The following is a 15,936-nucleotide window of genomic DNA, read 5'->3' as shown; positions in this document are numbered from 1 at the left end:
GCCAGCATGGACCGAGCCATCGAACACACCAAGTACCTGATCGCCGGCAGCAGCCACGCGGCGCTCGAGGCGATCAACGCGATCCGCATGCACGACGCGGAAGGTCCGATCACCGTCGTCACGCGCGATTCGTACCTGCCGTATTCGCCCACCGTATTGCCCTACGTCGTGTCCGGCAAATCCGCGCCGGCCCGTATCTTCCTGCGCGACGATGACTTCTTCGCCCGCAACAAGGTGAGCTACCGACCCGAGTCGGGGCTGAAGGCGCTGCACGCCGATCGCAACAGCGTGGAGCTCGCGGACGGCTCCAGCGTGGTCTACGAAAAGCTGCTGCTCGCGACCGGCGCCTCGCCCGCGATCCCGCCGATCCCCGGCATCGACACCGTCTCCTACCATGTGCTGCGCACATTGGATGACGCGCTGAAGCTGCGCGGCGCGATCGCCGAGTCGAAGCAGGCCGTCGTCCTCGGCGCGGGCCTCGTCGGGATGCACGCCGCCGAGAACCTCGTGAAAGCCGGCGCAAGCGTCACCATCGTCGAGATGAGCGACCAGCTCACGTCCGGCTACTTCGACAAGGTCGCCGCCGACATGATCGAGCAGGCCTTCCGCGATGCCGGCGCGAAGATCATGACCGGCAGCCGCGTCGTGCGCCTCGAACCCTCCGCGGCCGGCGCGAAGCTCACGCTGGAAAACGGCACGACGCTCGAAGCCGACCTGCTGCTCGTCGCGACCGGGGTGAAGCCCAACATGGGCTACCTCAACGGCAGCGGCGTCGAGCATGCGCAGGGCATCCTCGTCGATGATCGCATGCAGACGACCGCTGCGAACGTCTGGGCCGCGGGCGACTGCGCTCAGGCGCGTGGCTTCTTCACGGGCACGAAGGTCATGAACGCGATCCTGCCCGACGCGACGATCCAGGGCCGCGTCGCCGGAATGGCGATGGCGGGCGATCCCGGCCTCAAGGACTACGCCGGCGGCGTGCCGCTCAACACCTATCACTTCTTCGGCCGCCACGCGATCTCGGTCGGATCGAGCACCGTGCCCGAAGGCGGCGAGATGGTCACGCGCTTCGACGAGAAGACGGGGCGCTACCTCAAGGCGATCTTCGCGCCGGACGGCTGCCTCACCGGCATCTTCGGCGTGAACGAATTCTTCGACGGCGGTGTCATGGCCCAGCTGATCCTGCGCCGCATCGACCTCACACCGCTGCGCGAGCGCTTCGTCGCGAACCCGCTCGCAGTCGGCCGCGAAATCATGTCGCAGACCTGGCGCTAAGGAGCCATCAATGGGACGAGCTTACAGCACCATCGCCTTCGACCCCGCCAAGTGCGACGGTTGCGGCGATTGCATGACGGCCTGCGCGCAGGCCAAGACCGGCACGGACGACATCGCGCGTTCGCGCATCCAGATCTACGGCCGCGACGGAGCAGCGGACAAGACTTTCGAACTAGCTTTGTGCCGCCAGTGCGCCGACCCGAAGTGCGTTACGGTATGCCCGGCCGGCGCGCTCGACAAGGACGGCACGAGCGGCGTGATCGGTTGGGACGCATCGAAGTGCGTCGATTGCCTCCTGTGCACGGTGGGCTGCGCCTACGCCGGCATCGCGCTGGATGAAGGGACGGGCCATGTCGCCAAGTGCGACACCTGCGACGGCAACCCGGCCTGCGTGCCGGCCTGTCCGAAGGGCGCGCTCAAGCACATCACCACCGCCAACATCTACAACGAGGTCGGCGACTGGGAAGACCTCTTCGCACCGGGCCTCGCCGGCTGCCAAGGCTGCAACACCGAACTGCTGATGCGCCACACGCTGCGCCGCGTCGGCCCCGACACCGTGCTCGCGACGCCGCCGGGCTGCGTGCCGGGCATGGGCTCGGTCGGCTTCAACGGCACGACCGGCACCAAGGTTCCCGTCTTCCACCCGCTGCTCACCAACACCGCCGCGATGCTGGCCGGCATCAAGCGCCAGTACAAGCGCGTCGGCCGCGACGTGCAGGCGCTCGCGATCGCCGGCGACGGCGGGGCGTCGGACGTCGGCTTCCAGTCGCTGTCCGGCGCGGCCGAGCGCGGCGAGCAGATGCTGTTCATGGTGGTCGACAACGAAGGCTACATGAACACCGGCATGCAGCGTTCGAGCTGCACGCCCTACGGCGCGTGGACCTCGACGACGCCGGTGGGCGAGGCCACGCGCGGCAAGACGCAGGACGCGAAGAACCTGCCGCTGATCATGGTGAACCACCGCTGCGCCTACGTCGCAACCGCCTCCACGGCCTACATGGAGGACCTCTACGACAAGCTCGACAAGGCCATCGCGGCATCCAAGACCGGCTTCGCCTACCTGCACGTGTATTCGCCCTGCACGACCGGCTGGCGCTTCCCGTCGAACCTGAACATGGAAGTCGCGCGCAAGGCCGTCGAGACCAACTTCGTGATGCTGTGGGAATATACGCCGCAGGCCGGCCTGCACTTCACGAAGCCGGTCGATGACCCGTTGCCGGTCACCGATTACCTCAAGGCAATGGGCCGCTTCCGCCATCTCTCGCCCGAGCAGGTCGAGCACATCCAGAAGAAAGTCGTTGAAAACCAGAAATTCGTTGAACGCATGACGGAGCACGCACATGTCGGCTAGGGATGGTTTTGCAGCATCGAAAGGGGCAGCACCGCATACGCTCGATCCGATCGAGACCGCCAGCCGCGACGAACTCGCCGCGCTGCAGCTCGAACGGCTCAGGTGGAGCCTGCAGCACGCCTACGACAACGTGGCGCACTACAAGCAGGCCTTCGACGCCGCGGGCGTGCATCCATCGGACCTGAAGCAGCTCTCCGACCTCTCGAAGTTCCCCTTCACGACCAAGAAGGAGCTGCGCGACAACTATCCCTACGGCCTCTTCGCGGTGCCGATGCGCGACATCGTGCGCGTGCATGCATCGTCCGGCACCACCGGCCTGCCGACCGTCGTCGGCTACACGAAGAACGACATCGCGATGTGGGGTTCGGTGGTCGCGCGTTCGCTGCGCGCAGGCGGCGCCACGCCCGACGACATCATCCTCAACTCCTACGGCTATGGGCTCTTCACCGGCGGCCTCGGCGCGCACTACGGCGGCGAGACGCTCGGCGCGACCATGATCCCGATGGGCGGCGGCAACACAGAGAAGCAGATCCAGCTGATCCGCGAGTTCAAGCCGACCGTCATGATGGCGACGCCGTCCTACATGCTCACGGTCGCGGACGGCCTGCAGGAGATGGGCATCGACCCCGCCTCGACGACGCTGCGCATCGGCGTGTTCGGCGCCGAGCCCTGGACCAACGAGATGCGCCGCGAGATCGAGACGCGGCTGGGCATCGACGCGATCGACATCTACGGCCTGTCGGAAGTGATCGGCCCGGGAGTGGCCTGCGAGTGTATCGAGACCAAGGATGGTCCGCACATCTGGGAAGACCACTTCTACCCCGAGATCATCGACCCGGTCACCGGCGAAGTCCTGCCCGACGGCACGCCGGGCGAGCTGGTGTTTACGTCGCTGACCAAGGAAGCGCTGCCCATCATCCGCTATCGCACCCGCGACCTCACGATGCTGCTGCCCGGCACCGCGCGCACGATGCGCCGCATGGGCAAGATCACCGGCCGCAGCGACGACATGCTGATCATCCGCGGCGTGAACGTCTTCCCGACGCAGATCGAGGAGATCATCCTGCGCCACGACAGCCTGTGCGGCCACTATCAGCTGCAGATCACGCGGCCGGGCCACATGGACGAACTCACCGTTCTTGCGGAAGTGCGCCACGACCTGTCCGACGGGCTCAACGACGCGCAGCGCTCGAAGATCGCCGCCGAGGTCCGGCACGAAATCAAGAGCCGCGTGGGGGTTACCGCCGACATCCAGATCGTCGATACGGGCCGCATCGAACGCACCCAGGTCGGCAAGGCCAAGCGCGTGATCGACAAGCGGCCGAAGGGGTGAGGCGGAAACGGTGGGCAGTGTTTTGTTCCTCCCCTTGAAGGGGAGGGGGCAAATATCCCACGTTGAGAGATTCAACAAAGCCGCCGGCCAAAATGGCACGAGACGGCACGGACGGAGACACACCAGTGAATGATCGGACCACCATCAGTCCCGGTGACGCGTTGAACGCCGCCACCGGCGACCTGTTCCGCCAGGCCGCCGCCGACGGGCGCGACGCGCTGAACGCCGACGAACTGCAGCGCTTCGTCGCGAGCTTCGGTGCTGCGCTCGCCGAAGGCGTGCCCGGCGGCGTCGACCTGCGCATCGCCCTCGAAAACACCCGCGAATTCGGCATGATCCTCACGGCCGGCGCAGGCGGCCTCGACGGCGCGCTCGACCGCGCGAACTTCCGCAAGGACCGTGCCGCTGTCTCCGCGTCCGTCGATCTCACCGACGCGGCCGACTTCCTGCGCCTCTTCCGCCGCACCGTCGCCTACCAGAAGATGGCCGCGCTCGCCCAGCGCGACGGCCGCCGCGCGCCCGACCCCGTGCTGGAATTCTGCTTCGGCCTGATGCTGGGCCTCGGCCGCGAGTTTTCCGCGCAGAACCCGCAGGCCGGATTCGTGATCCGGTACATCGAACTCGACCAGGTGCAGTTCGCGAAGAAGCCGACCGTCGGCGTCGCCCGTGTCGAGTTCGGAAAGCCCGTCGCAGGCCGCCTGCCGCGCCCGCTGCACAAGATCGACAAGCTGATCCACCCGCAGTCCATCGGCATCGTCGGCGTGTCCGCCAGCGGCATGAACTTCGGCCGCATCATCCTGAAGAACCTGATGGGCAGCGGCTATGCGAAGGACAGGTTGACCATCATCCGCCCCGGCGAGACCGAGATCGACGGCGTGCGCTGCGTCGAGAGCCTGCGCGCGCTGCCGGCGAAGCTGGATCTGCTGATCGTCGCGGTGCCCAACGATGCGGTCTATGCACTGGTCGACGAGATCATCGAGTCCGACGCCGTCGAGTCGGTGATGCTGATTCCCGGCGGCCTGGGCGAGACCGCGAAGAGCCGCGAACCCGCCGCCGCGCTCGCCGCGAAGATCAACGCCGCCCACGCCAATCCGGGCGGCGGCCCGGTCTTCCTCGGCGCGAACTGCCTCGGCGTCGTTTCGCACCCGGGCGGCTACGACTCGTGGTTCATCCCGCTCGAACGCCTGCCCAAGCCGCAGAAGAAGGCGCAGCGCAACTCGGTGATGTTGAGCCAGTCCGGCGCCTTCATGATCACGCGCATCTCGCAGAACCCTTGGCTCGACCCGGCCTACATGCTCGCGCTGGGCAACCAGACCGACCTCACGCACGGCGACATGCTGAACTTCTTCGCCGAACGCGAAGGCATCGACACGCTGGGCATTTACATCGAAGGCTTCAAGGACGGCGACGGCCTCGACTTCGCCCGCGCGGTGCGCAAGGCGGTGCTCAACGGCAAGCAGGTCGTCGTCTACAAGTCCGGCCGCACCGACGCGGGCGCGGGCGGCGTGATGGGCCACACCGCGTCGATCGCCGGCGACCCGGTCCTCTTCGAGGCCGTGCTGCGCCAGGCCGGCGCGATCGTCGCCGAGGACTTCAACACCTTCGACGACCTCTTCTACATCGCCGGCGCGCTGCACGGCAAGAAGGTCGGCAAGCGCCTCGGCGCGATCAGCGGCGCCGGCTTCGAGGCCGTCGGCATTGCCGATTCGATCGCGACGGAGACGTTCTCGCTGGAGATGGGTGCGCTCGAAGCCGCAACGGTCGAACGCGTGCAGTCCATCCTCGCCGCCAAGCGCCTCGACGCGCTGGTCGAGGTGCGCAACCCCATCGACATCAACCCGGGCGCCGACGACGGCGTGCACCTGCAGATCACCGAGGCCTTCCTCGACGACCCCGACATCGACGCCGTCGTCGTCGGCCTCGATCCGACCGCCCCGTCAATCCGCGGCCTCGAAACCAGCAAGCTGCGCCCCGGCTACGACCTGTCGGACCCGCAGGGCACCGTCCATATCTACCCGCCGCTCGCCGCGCGGAGCGACAAGCCCGTGATCGGCATCGTGGACGGCGGCTCGCTCTACGACGCGATGGCCGCGAAGCTGATGGACCAGGGCGTGTGCGTGTTCCGCAACAGTGGCCGCGGCACGAAAGCGCTCGCCCGCTACGTCGAGGCCCGCGTCGAGGCGGACGCGATCCGCGAACGCAACAAGTAAGCACCGAAGCACTACCAAACCGCAACGAATCCGACGCCGGCTGGGACCGGCGTCCTACACCAAGGAGACTGCAAGATGAGCGAACTCAAAGCCGGACTGACGTCCACCCGCCGCTACGACATCGACAAGGGCCGCACCATCGGCTTCATGGGCGACGACTGCCGCGTCTACTCCACCCCCGCGCTGCTCTACGACATCGAAGTCGTGTGCCGCGACCTGCTGCTGGAAAACATCGAAGCGGGCAAGGATTCGGTCGGCACGCGCGTCGAGCTCGACCATGTCGGCGCCACGCTGCTCGGCATGTGGGTCGAGATCACCGTGAAGCTGGTCGAAGTGAACGGCCCGGCCGTGACCTTCGAATTCACCGCCCGCGACGCCCTCGAGGAAGTCGCCCGCGGCAAGCACAGCCGCTTCGTCGTCGGTGCCGAGAAGACCGCCCAGCGTCTAAAGGCCAAGCTCGAGAAGGCGACCGCCGCAGCCTGACCCGCCACATCGGCCTGCTCTCCAGTAAACTGGCTGGTCAAGGAGAGCAAGTCGATGACCGAGGAAGATTTCATGCGCGCCGCGCTGGAGCAGGCACGCATGGCAGGAAGCTGTGACGAGGTGCCGGTCGGCGCGGTGGTGGTGCTCGACGGCGAGATCGTCGGCCGCGGCTTCAACCAGCCGATCGGCCGGCACGATCCGACCGCCCACGCCGAGGTGATGGCGCTGCGCGATGCCGCGGCACGCCTCGGCAACTACCGGCTGCCCGGCTGCGAACTCTACGTCACGCTGGAGCCCTGCGCGATGTGCTGCGGGGCGATCATGCATTCGCGCATCGCGCGCGTCGTGTTCGGCGCACGCGACCCCAAGACCGGCGTCGCCGGCAGCGTCATCGACCTGTTCGCCGAGCCGCGCCTGAACCACCACGCGACCATTTCGGGCGGCCTGCTCGCCGAGGAGTGTGGCGGCCTGCTGTCGAGCTTCTTCGCGGCCCGCCGCGGCCGCACGCTGGTCGCGTGACGGCCATGGCCATGCGCATCCTGATCGACCTCGCCGCCCAGCGCCTGAGCCTGTTCGGCGCCGACGGCGCCTGCATCCGCCGCTACCGCGTGTCGACGGCCTTGAATGGCCCGGGCGAAGTCCGCGACAGCGGCTGCACGCCCCGCGGCCGCCACCTCATCCGCGCGAAGATCGGCGCCGGCGCGGCGAAGGCAGCCGTCTTTCGCGGCCGGCGTCCGACGGGCGAGACCTGGACCCCGGCACTCGCTGCGCAGCACCCCGGGCGCGACTGGATCCTCTCGCGCATCCTGTGGCTCAGCGGCTGCGAACCGGGGCGCAACCGGCTTGGGAAGGTCGACTCCATGCGTCGCTACATCTACATCCACGGCACGCCGGACGATCAACCGATGGGCGTGCCGCTGTCCCACGGCTGCATCCGCATGCGCAACGACGACGTGATCGAGCTATTCGACCTGGTGCCGCCCGGAGCGCAAGTGGATATCGAGGAGACGACGAACATGGACGCTACGCCGACGATCCGCATCCTCGACTGGCGCGACGCCGCGGCGCTCGCCATGCCGCTGCGCGAACAGGTGTTCGTGATGGAGCAGGGCGTGCCGGCCGAACTCGAACGCGACGCCAACGATCCGTACTGCCGCCACGCGGTGGCGACGACCGCGGCCGGCGAGGTCGTCGGCACCGGCCGGCTGCTGCCCGACGGTCACATCGGCCGCATGGCCGTCGCCGCCCCGTGGCGCAACCGGGGCATCGGCGGGCTGATGCTCGAAGCCCTCGTCGCCGAAGCCCGCCGGCTCGGTTTCCGCGAGGTCGTCCTGAACGCGCAGATCGACGCCGTCGACTTCTACCTGCGGCACGGCTTCACGCCGGAGGGGGAGGTCTTCGTCGAGGCGGGCATCCGCCACCGGACGATGCGCCGCGCGCTGACGCCGCGCCGCGGCTGAAGGGTTTCAGTCGCCGGCCGCAACCACGAAGCGGTGCACGACTTCGCTCGCGCATTCGCCCCGGTCGTTCCAGGTCCATTCGCGGAAAGTGACGTTGCCACCCTGATCCTGCAGGATCAGCGTGGAACAGCGCGTGCCATAGCCCGGTGCGCGGATGAAGGCCGGCGACAGCCACCGTTCCCATTCCTCGCTGACGCCGGTTTCGGGCAGGTGATGATCGGGCGCGGGCTCGTCGTCGCGCAGCAGTTCGAGGAACGCGTCCGCGTCGGGCAGGCGGCCAAGCGCCACGGCGAAGCGTTCGCGCGCCCGCTTCACCTTCGGCCAGGGGGTGTCCAGCACATGGTTCGACAGGCCGTAGATGCCCGGCTCCAGCAGGCGCACCGAGCCCGTCGTGCTCTCGTGGATGCCGAGCTGCCGGCCGTCGCTCACCAGCAGGTTGAACGCCGCGTACTGCGCGCTGACTTCGGCCACCGCCCGCAGGCACGCGGTCGCATCATCGCTTCCCGTCAGGCAGTCGCGCACCAGCGTGCCGCGCGACGGCGCTCCCGGGCGGTGGAGCGTCGGGTCGCGGTAATTCGTCAGCGCGGCGAAGCGCCCGTTGCGGCCGACGCCCATCCACGTCCCGCCCGCTTCGAGATCCCGCCCCGCGAGCAGATCGGGCGCATCCGTCCACCAGTGCGCCGGCACTGCCGGGCGCGCGAGGAACTCGTCCCGGTTGGCCGCCACGACCAAGGGGTAGTCCGGATGGGCCTGCCAGCCGACGACGATCAGGCACATTCGACGAAGCGTTCCGTGTGGCGCGCAAAACCGGGCTCGACGATGTCCGCGATCCGGTGGGCGTCGGCCTCGATGCGCAGGGCCGCTTCGAAGGCGCCCGGATCGGTCACGTTCTCATAGACCTCCATCCACGTCACGCCGTCCTCGCGCCGCTCCATCAGCCGCCCCGCAACGCCGGTGCGTCTTTCCAGCGTCGTCTGCATCGCGCGCACGGTCGCTTCCGCGTCCTCGTGCCCGGCGTCGGCACGAACGCGGTAATAGACGTAATAATGCACGCAGCCCGCTTCGCAGCTCATTTCTCGGGCAGCGCGTAGGGCAGGTCGAGGAACTGCAGCTGCGGCCCCTGCGGGCTTCCGAGGTGGACCTGGCCGGCTTCGGCGCAGCTGATCTGCATCACCGCCAGCGCCTCGAAGCCACCATCGGGCGCGGAGGCGACGTTCACCAGCTTGCCCGCCGACTGCTCGCCGAACTCCGGTGTGAACAGGTCGGCACCCGCCGCGGGGGCCGCATCGGCCGGCACATGCACGTGATACATGCGCTTCTTGAGCTTGCCGAGGTATTGCGTGCGCGCGACGATCTCCTGTCCGGGATAACAGCCCTTGTTGAAGCTCACGCCGCCGATCACCTCGAAATTGAGCATCTGCGCGACGAACTCCTCCTGCGTCGCGGCGGTGATGAGCGGCAGGCCGGCGCGGATCATCGCCAGCTGCCACGCCGCCGTGCCGGCCTTCGTCGCACCGCCCGCGGCGAGCTTCGCGAACACCTCGGGCGCAGCCGCCGTCGGCACCGCAAGCACGAGATTGCGCTGATCGAGGCGGATGCAGCGCAACTCCCCGGAAACCGCCTGCGTCATCGGCGCAACCGATGCGGCAATGCCCGCGCCTGCGAGCAGGGCGTCCGCCGCGGCGCCGCTGACACCGATCAGCGCGATGTCGGGTGTCGCGTCCGCGAGCTTCACCTTGCTGCGCAGCACGTACATCGACAGCTTCTTCTGCAGCATCGGCTGCACGTCCGCCGACGTGGCGATCATCGGATCGGTGCCGTCGTTCCACAGCAGCAGGCTCGCGAGCATGCGGCCCTTGGGCGTGTTGAAGCTCGACCACTGCGCCGACTGCGGCCCGAGTTTCTTGACGTCGTTCGACAGCAGGTTGTGCAGGAAGGGGACCGAGTCATCGCCGGCGCAGCGGATCAGGCCCAGATGCACCAGCGGCACGACCACGGTGCCGGATTCCACGGCGCCCACCTCCGTTGCCGGAGCATTGAAACGGATGCCGGAGCCTTCCAGCGTGGCGCCTTCGCGTACGAGAAATTCTGTCCACAGCGTGTTCATGTGCGTTTGTCGGAGCGGGAGAGGGTTGTGGAATGGGGATGAAGTATTATAGGGCTCCCCAGACATAATGGTTGCGGACCAACAATTCCGGCACACGCCACGCCGCATCTTCCGCGGACCTGTCCAATTCGATGAAATCCCTCGTTCTCCGACTGCTGATCGCACTCGCGCTCGCCGTTGCGACCGTGTCCGCGGCCGCCTGGTGGTACGCGCAACGTCCGCTCACGCTGGCGCAGCCGGTCGTCGACTTCACGGTCCAGCGCGGGCACACGATGCGCCAGGCCGCGGCCGCGATCGCGGCGGCCGGCGTCGACGTCAGTCCCCGCGCGCTGTACTGGATCGCCCGCATCACCGGCAAGGCCGGGCGCATCGTGGCCGGCAGCTACGAAGTGCATCGGGGCGTCACGCCGTGGCTGCTGATCCTGAAGCTCTCCAGCGGCGACGTTTCGCAGGCGGAAATCCGCTTCGTCGAAGGCTGGAGCTTCCGTCAGGTCCGCGCGGCGCTGGAAGGCAATCCGAACCTCCTGCAGGACACCGTGGGCCTTGCCGAGGCCGACGTCCTGCGCGCGATCGGTGCGACCGAAGCGCATCTCGAAGGGCTGTTCTTTCCCGACACCTATCTGTTCGACAAGCAATCGAATGCGAGTGCGGTGCTGCGCCGTGCCTACGCCGCGATGAAGCAGCGCCTCGCGCAGGCCTGGGAAGCGCGCGACCCGACTGTCCCGGTATCGTCGCCCTATGAGGCGCTGATCCTGGCATCGCTCGTCGAAAAGGAAACCGGGCGGCCCGAGGATCGCGGCCTGATCGCCTCGGTCTTCGCCAACCGGCTGCGCATCGGCATGCGCCTGCAGACCGATCCGACCGTGATCTACGGCTACGGCGAGGCGTTCGACGGCCGCCTGCGCAAGTGGCACCTCGAAACCGACCACCTCTACAACACCTACACGCGTGCCGGCCTGCCGCCGACGCCCATCGCGATGCCGGGCGCCGAATCGCTCAACGCCGCGCTCCACCCGGCGCAGACGGACTACCTGTACTTCGTCTCGCGCGGCGACGGCACCAGCGAGTTTTCGTCCAGCCTCAACGACCACAACAAGGCCGTCAATCGTTATCAGCGGGGATCGGGAAGTTGAACCAGACGCGCGCCCGCGGGCGCTTCATCACCTTCGAAGGCATCGACGGTGCCGGCAAGAGCAGCCAGATCGCGGCGCTCGTCGCGCTCCTGCAGGCGCGCGGGTTGACCGTGGACCAGACGCGCGAGCCCGGCGGCACGGCGCTCGGCGAGAAACTCCGCGAACTGCTGCTGCACGAACCGATGCACCTCGAAACGGAAGCGATGCTGATGTTCGCCGCCCGCCGCGAACATCTCGCCGCCCGCATCCATCCCGCGCTCGAAGCCGGCACCTGGGTCGTGTCCGACCGTTTCACCGACGCCACCTACGCCTACCAGGTCGGCGGCCGCGGGCTTGACGCCGCGAAGTTCGCCGCCCTCGAGGACTGGGTGCATCCCGGCTTCCAGCCCGACCTGACCCTCGTCTTCGACCTGCCGCCCGAGGTCGCCGCCGCGCGCGTGGCCAACACCGGCGCCGCGCCCGATCGCTTCGAGCGCGAGCAGCGCGACTTCTTCGAGCGTGTGCGCGCCGCCTACCTCGAACGCGCGCGTATCGCCCCGCAACGCATCCGCGTGATCGCGGCCGACCGCCCGCCCGAAGAGATCCGCGCCGAGATCGAGGCCATCGTCGCGGAGCGCTTCTTCCGATGATCCACCCCTGGCTGCAGGAGACCTGGCAGCGGCTGGTCGGCCTCGGCGCACGGCTGCCGCACGCGCTGCTCTTCGTCGGCCCGGAAGGCCTCGGCAAGCGCGACCTCGCCGACGCGCTCGCGGCACGCCTGCTGTGCGCGGCCCCGGGCGCGGACGGGCACGCCTGCGGCCACTGCGCGGCCTGCCAGCTGAGGCTCTCGGGCAACCATCCCGACCTGCTGCCTGTCGTGCCGGAAGCCGATGCGGCGTCCGGGAAAGAGGCGGGGGACGGTGATGACGCGGGCGAGGGCGAAGGCGGCAGCGGCAAGAAGAAGTCCTCGCAGATCCGGATCGAACAGATCCGCGACCTGCAGGAAGCGCTCGCCGTGACCGGCCACCAGAGCAGCCGGCGCGTGATCGTCGTCGATCCCGCCGAGGCGATGAACGCCTTCACCGCCAACGCGCTGCTGAAGCTCCTCGAAGAACCGCCGGAAGGCTGCGTCTTCCTGCTCGTTTCGTCGGCGCCGCGCCGGCTGCTGCCCACGATTCGCAGCCGTTGCCAGCAGTGGAGCTTCTCGCGTCCCGCCGGCGAGGCCGTCGCCCAGTGGCTCTCCGCCCCGGAGGCCCCGCCCGCGGACCTGCTCGCCCTCACCGGCGGGATGCCGCTCGCGGCCCAGCGTCTCGCCCGCAACGGCTCGGACGCGCTGCTGCGGCGCTTCGTGAAGGATCTCGCCCAGCTGCCGGCCGGCGATCCGCTGAAACTCGCCGGCCAGTGGGAAAGCTGGCTCAAGTCGAAGGAAGCGCTCGCCGCCGGCTTCGACATGCCGCAGCTCGTCGAATGGATGCAGCGCTGGGTCACCGACCTCGCATCGCTGCGGCTGGGCGGACGCGTGCGCTTCTTCCCCGGCGAGGACGGCGTCATCGCCGCGCTCGCCCAGCGCACGAGCGTGGCCGCCGTGACGAACTGCTACAATGAACTCGCCCGGATCCGCCGGGTCGCACAGCATCCGCTGAATGCCCGGCTGATGCTCGAAGACATGCTCCTGCGCTATGCGCGCGCCGTGACCGGAACCCGCCGATGAGCGAAGCTCCCAAACCGAGCGTCGCACGCCCCAGCGTGCTGTCGCTGAACATCAACTCCAAGTCCGCGCTGTACGCGGCCTACATGCCCTTCCTCAGCAACGGCGGCATCTTCGTGCCGACGCCGCGCGTGCATGCGCTCGGCGACGAGGTCTTCATGCTGCTGCAGCTGATGGACGACCCGACCAAGCATCCGGTCGCGGCGACCGTCGTGTGGGTCACCCCCCACGGCGCGCAGGGCGGCAAGACCCAGGGCATCGGCGTGCATTTCAGCTCGGACGAATCCGGCAAGGCGCTGCGCGCGCGCATCGAACAGATCCTCGCCGGCCACCTCGGTTCGAACCGCCCCACCCACACCCTTTGATGCTTCATCGATGTTCGTAGATTCACACTGTCACCTGGATTTCCCCGACTTGGCCGAGCGTGAAGAGGCCGTCCTTGCCGCGATGGCCGAGAACCGTGTCGGCCACGCGCTGTGCGTCAGCGTCAAGATGGAAGACTTCCCCCGCGTCCTCGCGCTCGCGGAACGTCACCCGCACCTGTTCGCATCCGTGGGCGTGCATCCCGACAACGAGGGCGTGGACGACCCGGACGAAGCGCGCCTGCTGGCGCTCGCCGCGCACCCGAAGATCGTCGCGATCGGTGAGACCGGCCTCGACTATTACTGGCAGAAGGACGCGCCCGAATGGCAGCGTGAGCGCTTCCGTACGCATATCCGTGCCGCGCGCAAGTGCGGCAAGCCGCTGATCATCCATACCCGCTCGGCGGCGGACGACACCCTGCGCCTGATGCGCGAGGAGGGGGCCGGCCAGGCCGGCGGCGTGATGCACTGCTTCACCGAATCGCGTGAAGTGGCCGAAGCGGCGCTCGACCTCGGCTTCTACATCTCGTTCTCGGGCATCGTCACGTTCAAGAACGCCAGGGAACTCAAGGCCGTCGCACAGTACGTCCCGCTCGACCGCCTGCTGATCGAGACCGATGCGCCGTATCTCGCGCCGGTCCCGCATCGCGGCAAGACCAACGAACCCGCGTGGGTCGTGCACGTCGCCGAAGAGATCGCCCGCCTGCGCGACGAACCGCTCGAGCGCATCGAAACCGCCACCACCGAAAACTTCTTCCGCCTGTTCCGTCATGCCCAAGCTCACTGAATCGATCAAGCGCCTCCTGCTCTCCGCAATCCTTGCCAGTTCGCTGTGCGGCCCGGCGGCGTTCGCCGACAGCTACGAGGACGCGCTCAGCTCCGCGCGGCTGGGCGACACGTCGCAGCTCATGCAGCTCATCGCGCGCGGCGTCGACCCGAACACGGTGGACGCCCAGGGCAGCTCGCTGCTGATCCTCGCCGCCCGTGAAGGCAACCTCGAAACCGTGAAGGCATTGCTCAAGCATCGCCCGAAGGTGTCGCTGCGCAACGCGGCGGGCGACTCCGCGCTGATGCTCGCGGTGCTCAAGGGCGAGACCGCGATCGTCGACGTCCTGCTGGACGCCGGCGCCGAGGTGAATCACGACGGCTGGACGCCGCTGATGTATGCGGCCTTCGAGGGCCGCGCCGAAATCGTCGACCGCCTGCTCGCGCGCCGCGCGGATGTCGCGGCATTGGCGCCGAACGGGTCCGATGCGTTGATGCTGGCGGCGCGCAACGGCCACATCGACGTCGTCCGCAAACTGCTGAAGACGGGCATCGAACTCGACCGGAAAAACGACGCCGGATTCAGCGCCGAAACCTGGGCGCTCGAAAACGGCAACACCGACATCGCCGACCTGCTGCGCGCGGAACGCAGCCGTCGTCAGGCGGCCGGCAATCGCTGATGCGTTTCCTGGCCGCCGGGTGACCCGGATGTCCTGCGTTCCGTCGCGGCCGAGCGGAGCAGGGGCGCGAGGCGCGCCGCCGTCGTGATCGTGTTCGCGTGGATCGCGACCGTGTCGTCGATCTCGCGCGCATAGCCGCCCGCCATCGCGACCGCCACCGGCGTGCCATGCGCGGCGCAGTGCCGCAGCACCAGCTCGTCGCGCGCCACCAGCCCGTCGAAGCTCAGCGCGAGGCGGCCCAGCCGGTCGTCGCGATACGGATCGGCGCCCGCGAGGTAGATCGCAAGATCCGGCTGCAGGGTCATGAAGACCTGTTCGAGGCCGTCGCGCAGCGCCGCAAGGTAGTCGGCATCGCCGGTGCCGTCCGCAAGCTCGATGTCCAGGGTGGAGGTCGCCTTGCGGAACGGAAAATTCTTCTCGCCGTGCAGGCTCAGGGTGAACACGTCCGGCTGCCCCGCGAGGATCGTCGCCGTCCCGTCGCCCTGATGGACGTCGCAATCGATGATCGCGATCTTCCGCACCCGGCCTTCCGCGCGCATCGCCAGCGCCGCGATCGCCGCGTCGTTGAACACGCAGAAGCCCGATCCGAAGCCGCGGTGGGCGTGGTGCGTACCACCGGCGAGGTTCGCCGCACACCCCTCGGCAAGCGCGTGCCGGCAGGCGGCGAGCGTCGCCCCGGCCGAGCGGCGCGAGCGTTCCACCATCTGCGCCGACCACGGGAAGCCGATGCGCCGCTGTTCGGCGGGATCCAGCGCGCCGCGCGCAACGCGCTCGAGGTAAGCCGCATCATGCGCCCGCAGGATCTCGGCGTCCGTAGCCGCGTCCGGAACGATGAAATCGTCGCCTGAAAACAGGTCGCTGTGCCGCAGCCGCTCGCGCAGGCGCGAATACTTCTCCATCGGGAAGCGGTGCCCGGCGGGCAGGGGCAGCACGAAGTGGTCGGCGTAGAACAGTTTCACACGGCTATCCTGAACGAGGTTTGCAATGAATCACGTGTCGGCCGGCCGGCGAGATCGACGCCCGGCACGATGATCATTAAACTCGGAACAATCCCCGACACACAATCGCAAACCTGCGACGACAGGTGCAG

The 15,936-nt window shown here is 68.2% G+C and carries 17 protein-coding genes and 1 pseudogene; 14 read left to right on the top strand and 4 right to left on the bottom strand.

From position 1 onward, the window contains the following. Positions 1–6 precede the first annotated feature (6 nt). The 8 genes and pseudogenes from padH to GPA22_RS22625 all read left to right on the top strand — a co-directional run bounded on the left by padH (position 7) and on the right by GPA22_RS22625 (position 8,112). A complete protein-coding gene (gene padH / locus GPA22_RS11035; protein ID WP_211169060.1) occupies positions 7–1,275 on the top strand; it encodes an NADH-dependent phenylglyoxylate dehydrogenase subunit epsilon in 1,269 nt (422 codons plus the stop codon). Between the two features lie 10 nt (positions 1,276–1,285). Continuing rightward, positions 1,286–2,626 (top strand): NADH-dependent phenylglyoxylate dehydrogenase subunit beta, encoded by a 1,341-nt coding sequence (padI, locus tag GPA22_RS11030; RefSeq protein WP_169256122.1) that lies wholly within the window; start codon positions 1,286–1,288, stop codon positions 2,624–2,626. Continuing rightward, entirely contained in the window at positions 2,616–3,959 is a 1,344-nt protein-coding gene (gene paaK, locus GPA22_RS11025; RefSeq protein ID WP_169256121.1) for a phenylacetate--CoA ligase PaaK, read from the top strand. Before padI ends, paaK begins: the two co-directional genes overlap by 11 nt. A 125-nt stretch (positions 3,960–4,084) precedes the next feature. Next, complete coding sequence (locus GPA22_RS11020; RefSeq protein WP_169256120.1) at positions 4,085–6,169, top strand: CoA-binding protein; 2,085 nt, start codon at positions 4,085–4,087, stop codon at positions 6,167–6,169. Positions 6,170–6,244: 75 nt separating this feature from the next. Then, positions 6,245–6,652 carry a thioesterase family protein gene (locus tag GPA22_RS11015; protein ID WP_169256119.1) on the top strand — a complete coding sequence of 136 codons (408 nt, stop codon included), beginning with the start codon at positions 6,245–6,247 and terminating at the stop codon, positions 6,650–6,652. Positions 6,653–6,706: 54 nt separating this feature from the next. Further along, complete coding sequence (tadA, locus tag GPA22_RS11010) at positions 6,707–7,171, top strand: tRNA adenosine(34) deaminase TadA (RefSeq protein ID WP_169256118.1); 465 nt, start codon at positions 6,707–6,709, stop codon at positions 7,169–7,171. Between the two features lie 11 nt (positions 7,172–7,182). Beyond that, positions 7,183–7,659 (top strand): annotated as a pseudogene (locus tag GPA22_RS22630) (L,D-transpeptidase family protein); the annotation flags it as partial. Between the two features lie 9 nt (positions 7,660–7,668). After that, the gene (locus GPA22_RS22625) at positions 7,669–8,112 is read left to right on the top strand and encodes a GNAT family N-acetyltransferase (protein ID WP_211169072.1); all 444 of its coding nucleotides are present in this window, start codon (positions 7,669–7,671) and stop codon (positions 8,110–8,112) included. A gap of 6 nt (positions 8,113–8,118) precedes the next feature. Here GPA22_RS22625 and GPA22_RS11000 read toward each other — a convergent pair whose 3' ends face one another. The 3 genes from GPA22_RS11000 to ygfZ are packed head-to-tail and all read right to left on the bottom strand — an operon-like array spanning position 8,119 to position 10,219. Further along, positions 8,119–8,889 (bottom strand): NRDE family protein, encoded by a 771-nt coding sequence (locus GPA22_RS11000; RefSeq protein ID WP_169256117.1) that lies wholly within the window; start codon positions 8,887–8,889, stop codon positions 8,119–8,121. Continuing rightward, the gene (locus GPA22_RS10995) at positions 8,880–9,185 is read right to left on the bottom strand and encodes a DUF4936 family protein (RefSeq protein ID WP_169256116.1); all 306 of its coding nucleotides are present in this window, start codon (positions 9,183–9,185) and stop codon (positions 8,880–8,882) included. The genes GPA22_RS11000 and GPA22_RS10995 overlap by 10 nt, the downstream gene beginning before the upstream one ends. Beyond that, a complete protein-coding gene (gene ygfZ / locus GPA22_RS10990; RefSeq protein WP_169256115.1) occupies positions 9,182–10,219 on the bottom strand; it encodes a CAF17-like 4Fe-4S cluster assembly/insertion protein YgfZ in 1,038 nt (345 codons plus the stop codon). Before ygfZ ends, GPA22_RS10995 begins: the two co-directional genes overlap by 4 nt. 131 nt (positions 10,220–10,350) lie before the next feature. Between ygfZ and mltG the strand changes: the two genes are divergently transcribed. The 6 genes from mltG to GPA22_RS10960 are packed head-to-tail and all read left to right on the top strand — an operon-like array spanning position 10,351 to position 14,846. Beyond that, on the top strand, positions 10,351–11,352 hold the full coding sequence (mltG, locus tag GPA22_RS10985; protein ID WP_169256114.1) for an endolytic transglycosylase MltG: 1,002 nt from the start codon (positions 10,351–10,353) through the stop codon (positions 11,350–11,352). Further along, the gene (gene tmk / locus GPA22_RS10980; RefSeq protein WP_169256113.1) at positions 11,349–11,981 is read left to right on the top strand and encodes a dTMP kinase; all 633 of its coding nucleotides are present in this window, start codon (positions 11,349–11,351) and stop codon (positions 11,979–11,981) included. The genes mltG and tmk overlap by 4 nt, the downstream gene beginning before the upstream one ends. After that, on the top strand, positions 11,978–13,042 hold the full coding sequence (holB, locus tag GPA22_RS10975) for a DNA polymerase III subunit delta' (protein ID WP_169256112.1): 1,065 nt from the start codon (positions 11,978–11,980) through the stop codon (positions 13,040–13,042). The genes tmk and holB overlap by 4 nt, the downstream gene beginning before the upstream one ends. Then, on the top strand, positions 13,039–13,404 hold the full coding sequence (locus GPA22_RS10970) for a PilZ domain-containing protein (protein ID WP_169256111.1): 366 nt from the start codon (positions 13,039–13,041) through the stop codon (positions 13,402–13,404). Before holB ends, GPA22_RS10970 begins: the two co-directional genes overlap by 4 nt. A gap of 10 nt (positions 13,405–13,414) precedes the next feature. Then, positions 13,415–14,188 carry a TatD family hydrolase gene (locus GPA22_RS10965; protein WP_169256110.1) on the top strand — a complete coding sequence of 258 codons (774 nt, stop codon included), beginning with the start codon at positions 13,415–13,417 and terminating at the stop codon, positions 14,186–14,188. Beyond that, on the top strand, positions 14,172–14,846 hold the full coding sequence (locus GPA22_RS10960; protein ID WP_169256109.1) for an ankyrin repeat domain-containing protein: 675 nt from the start codon (positions 14,172–14,174) through the stop codon (positions 14,844–14,846). The genes GPA22_RS10965 and GPA22_RS10960 overlap by 17 nt, the downstream gene beginning before the upstream one ends. On the opposite strand, the gene GPA22_RS10955 is transcribed toward GPA22_RS10960, so the two are convergent. After that, positions 14,825–15,805 (bottom strand): arginase family protein, encoded by a 981-nt coding sequence (locus GPA22_RS10955; protein ID WP_169256108.1) that lies wholly within the window; start codon positions 15,803–15,805, stop codon positions 14,825–14,827. The genes GPA22_RS10960 and GPA22_RS10955 overlap by 22 nt on opposite strands. Positions 15,806–15,936 lie beyond the last annotated feature (131 nt).

This window comes from Aromatoleum toluvorans (assembly GCF_012910905.1).
Classification (GTDB): domain Bacteria; phylum Pseudomonadota; class Gammaproteobacteria; order Burkholderiales; family Rhodocyclaceae; genus Aromatoleum; species Aromatoleum toluvorans.
This window is presented reverse-complemented; position numbering and strand designations above follow the sequence as displayed.

Bases quoted from the DNA above. Each gene is read 5' to 3' on its own strand.
- padH (WP_211169060.1), top strand. From the start codon at position 7: ATGGACCGAGCCATCGAACACACCAAGTACCTGATCGCCGGCAGCAGC.
- padI (WP_169256122.1), top strand. From the start codon at position 1,286: ATGGGACGAGCTTACAGCACCATCGCCTTCGACCCCGCCAAGTGCGAC.
- paaK (WP_169256121.1), top strand. From the start codon at position 2,616: ATGTCGGCTAGGGATGGTTTTGCAGCATCGAAAGGGGCAGCACCGCAT.
- GPA22_RS11015 (WP_169256119.1), top strand. From the start codon at position 6,245: ATGAGCGAACTCAAAGCCGGACTGACGTCCACCCGCCGCTACGACATC.
- tadA (WP_169256118.1), top strand. From the start codon at position 6,707: ATGACCGAGGAAGATTTCATGCGCGCCGCGCTGGAGCAGGCACGCATG.
- GPA22_RS22625 (WP_211169072.1), top strand. From the start codon at position 7,669: ATGGACGCTACGCCGACGATCCGCATCCTCGACTGGCGCGACGCCGCG.
- GPA22_RS11000 (WP_169256117.1), bottom strand. From the start codon at position 8,889: ATGTGCCTGATCGTCGTCGGCTGGCAGGCCCATCCGGACTACCCCTTG.
- GPA22_RS10995 (WP_169256116.1), bottom strand. From the start codon at position 9,185: ATGAGCTGCGAAGCGGGCTGCGTGCATTATTACGTCTATTACCGCGTT.
- ygfZ (WP_169256115.1), bottom strand. From the start codon at position 10,219: ATGAACACGCTGTGGACAGAATTTCTCGTACGCGAAGGCGCCACGCTG.
- mltG (WP_169256114.1), top strand. From the start codon at position 10,351: ATGAAATCCCTCGTTCTCCGACTGCTGATCGCACTCGCGCTCGCCGTT.
- holB (WP_169256112.1), top strand. From the start codon at position 11,978: ATGATCCACCCCTGGCTGCAGGAGACCTGGCAGCGGCTGGTCGGCCTC.
- GPA22_RS10970 (WP_169256111.1), top strand. From the start codon at position 13,039: ATGAGCGAAGCTCCCAAACCGAGCGTCGCACGCCCCAGCGTGCTGTCG.
- GPA22_RS10965 (WP_169256110.1), top strand. From the start codon at position 13,415: ATGTTCGTAGATTCACACTGTCACCTGGATTTCCCCGACTTGGCCGAG.
- GPA22_RS10960 (WP_169256109.1), top strand. From the start codon at position 14,172: ATGCCCAAGCTCACTGAATCGATCAAGCGCCTCCTGCTCTCCGCAATC.